Below are 2,991 nucleotides of genomic sequence, written 5' to 3'. Positions count from 1 at the left end.
ACCGCCGCCCCCGCAAACGCCACGGCTACCGCACGCCCGCAGAAGTCCTTGCCGCGCTACTCTCAAATCCAACAAATCAAATCGGTGTTGCAGACACCGCTTGAACTCGCCCCCCATGAGTTACGAGACGCCGATTGCAGCTCGGAGGACGTCAACCATCAGGTGGGCTCTATGAGACGTCTCGGGTTCTGAGATGCTACGCACCTTCGGGCCTAGCATCGGGGTCGTATGCGGCGAAGCCTTCGAGTACGCGCACGGAAGGACCTAATTCCGCTTGAATCGCTACTACCAGCGACTCGCCTTCAGTGATCCATTGCCGCCCGACGTCAGGGTCGGGCCAGCGGATCTCCTTCTGAGGGTTGAGGATGGTTTGCCAGACCGTGTTCCAAGCCTGGATCCGCTTCCGCAATTCATCAGAGAGCAAAGGTGTCAAAATCCCCGCTACCCGCTCCCAGCGACCCCACTCTGGGAAGATGGTGAGTACCTCCGGTCGGTCTGTGGGATGACTGTCGCGCATGCGTTGAGAATACGCGCCAGCGTGCTTCGCGTCGATTTCGCGGACATTATCAAATGTCTTGTAACCGCGGTGTCGCAAAACCCATGAGATGCGAGACTGCCCTTCGGGCGTGACGCAGAGAGGCCACCACAATATCGCGAGGCAGATCACATTTCGGTGGGGTTCGGTGCATCTGTGGGGCATGCGAATCCCGGTCGCTGTCGACTGGCTTACGATTCGTCGCGGGGAGGTTGTGACTATTCGGGCGGCTGCGGACATTATGAAGTGTGGCGGATGATTCGGATGAGATGGTGTGGGCGCTCGTGCTGGCGGGCGATATGCGTCGTTACGGCGTGGTTTGGGACCGGCACCGTGACCGTGTCTTCCGTCATCTGATTGCGAGCGGCAATACCGCGAGTGACTCCGAGGACCTGACTGCGGCCACGTTCCTGGAGTCGTGGCGACGCCGGGGATCGGTGAGGTTCGTTGACGGGTCACTGCTGCCATGGTTGATCGTCACGGCGCAGAACGTGTCGCGGAACGCGGCCCGCGCGAGACGTCGTTATGACCGGTTCCTTGCGGCGTTGCCTGCCCCGCCCGTCGTGCCCGATCCTGCAGATCGGATCGCGGACCGCGCAGACGAAAAACTGGTCGCGCTGCGGGAAGCGATCGCGGCTGCACGCCCGGCGGACGCGAACCTTCTCGCGATGACGGCCCTGGAGGGTTTTACAATCCGTGAGGCTGCGACCGTGTTGGGGTTGTCCGAGTCAGCTGCCAAGATGCGACTCTCTCGAATCCGCACACGACTGCGATCCGCGGTCGCTCCGCATCCGCTCACTGAAGGAGGGTCATGATGACAGGTTTCACCCCGGAACGCTCAGACATCATCAGAGCGAACCTCATCAACCACGTCGCCGAGAACCCGCCCTCCCGCCGGAAGCGGAGGCTGTGGGCCGTGGGCTTTGTTCTGGTTGGCGCACTGGCAGGTGCCGGAGTATCTGCGGGAGCGTTCGCCGCCTCCGGGATGCTCACCGTGGCGCCGGCGCAACCGTCAGGGGAGCCCACACCCCGCTACCCGGATGCTGTCACGGCGCCCGCAGGCGTGATACCGGGCGCGCCCATCATCTCTCTGCTCGGCGAACCGATCAGCCGAAACGTCGAGACTGCGACGCAGATCTCGCTGCAAGACCGACCGGATGCGGCGACTCACGCCCGCGTCACGATCACGGCGTCGACCCAGGGATCCATCAACTGGGGCACCGATCCGGGCGGGAACAACCCTTCCGCGTCATGGAGCGCCGAGGACCTCTCCGCCGGCCCGAACTCCGCGGCCTGGTACGACTTCCCTTTAGATAGCTCCGTGGACACCTTGTACCTGACGCCCTCCGCGTTCACTGGGATCGTGACTGTTCAGTACGTCACCCACGTGCCCACCAGCCTCGGCATCAACGCGAACGGGCAGACATACGGCATCATGGGCTCAACTCAGGGCGACCCAGACCTGGTCAGCGTGATCGGCATCGCACCAGATGGCTCAGCCGTCGAGGGATATGCGTTCGCGAACGAACTGAACTCCCCCAGCCCTGACCACGAGGGAATGCCAACCAATCCAGATGAGGCACTGCGCTGGCAGGAAGAAGCCGCCGAGAAGTACCCGAACGGCTGGACGATCCCCGTCTACACCTCCGACGGCGAAACCGAGATCGGAGTCTTCCGTATCGCTGGGTAACGACCAGAACTGTTCCTCCGAGAGCTCCGGCCGATGTGTCTCGCAACCTACGTGTCTCGAAACCCATGGGTTTCGAGACGCTCAGTCCTCAGCGGATTCGGTCGAACGAGTCGCATTCGTGAGGATCTCGGACACAACAGAAGATTTCGCCCTGGTGTACTCGCCCCATCCAATGGCCAACGCTGCTGCTTCCCGTTTGGCGGCGAGGTACTTCTCCCGGCTCTTCTTATCCGTCAGCAGGATGTCTCGGAAGCGCAGCCGCTTGTTCCACTCCTCACCTTGAAACTCGAGAATGTGGATTATGAACGCGCGAGCTGAACGATCCGGATAGCTCAGCCACACATGATCGGATCGTTCTCCCTCAAGGTCGAACCCGCACTGCGCCAACTCGCGACCAGAAAGAACGATCTCACCCGCAGCCACGCCAACCGCCAGATCGACGACGGGTTTCGCCGGCAACCCTGGAACAGACGTGGATCCAATGTGCTCGATCTTGGCGCTAGGTAAGTGCTCTAAGAGTCCGACCGCCATCTCCGCGGCGTTTCGCGCCCAATCTTCGTGCTCGCTCGCAACGAGAGTTACGCGATCGTCGGATGTCATCCGATGAGTTTCGCAGAGCCAACTGACTGTCTCGTAACTCCGGTGTCTCGCAACCGGCGAGTTCAAGCGGTGTCTGCAACACCGATTTGATTTGTTGGATTTGAGAGTAGCGCGGCAAGGACTTCTGCGGGCGTGCGGTAGCCGTGGCGTTTGCGGGGGCGGCGGT

At 61.7% G+C, this 2,991-nt stretch carries 4 protein-coding genes; 2 read left to right on the top strand and 2 right to left on the bottom strand.

Annotation, left to right across the window (positions count from 1 at the left end; genetic code table 11):
- Window positions 1-196 precede the first annotated feature (196 nt).
- Window positions 197-517, bottom strand: a complete 321-nt coding sequence (locus tag AC1C2O_RS19350) for an immunity protein CdiI family protein (RefSeq protein ID WP_495432230.1) — start codon at window positions 515-517, stop codon at window positions 197-199.
- Between the two features lie 266 nt (window positions 518-783).
- Between AC1C2O_RS19350 and AC1C2O_RS19345 the strand changes: the two genes are divergently transcribed.
- Entirely contained in the window at window positions 784-1,350 is a 567-nt protein-coding gene (locus AC1C2O_RS19345; protein ID WP_495432229.1) for an RNA polymerase sigma factor, read from the top strand.
- Window positions 1,347-2,225, top strand: coding sequence for a hypothetical protein (locus AC1C2O_RS19340; protein ID WP_495432228.1), 879 nt, complete (start codon window positions 1,347-1,349; stop codon window positions 2,223-2,225). Before AC1C2O_RS19345 ends, AC1C2O_RS19340 begins: the two co-directional genes overlap by 4 nt.
- Before the next feature lie 81 nt (window positions 2,226-2,306).
- On the opposite strand, the gene AC1C2O_RS19335 is transcribed toward AC1C2O_RS19340, so the two are convergent.
- Window positions 2,307-2,825 (bottom strand): GrpB family protein, encoded by a 519-nt coding sequence (locus AC1C2O_RS19335; protein WP_495432227.1) that lies wholly within the window; start codon window positions 2,823-2,825, stop codon window positions 2,307-2,309.
- Between the last annotated feature and the right edge of the window lie 166 nt (window positions 2,826-2,991).

The sequence above is a fragment of the Microbacterium sp. Y355 genome, assembly GCF_059445345.1.
Note: the sequence above shows the minus strand (reverse complement) of the source record. Positions and strands in the feature narration are given on the sequence as shown.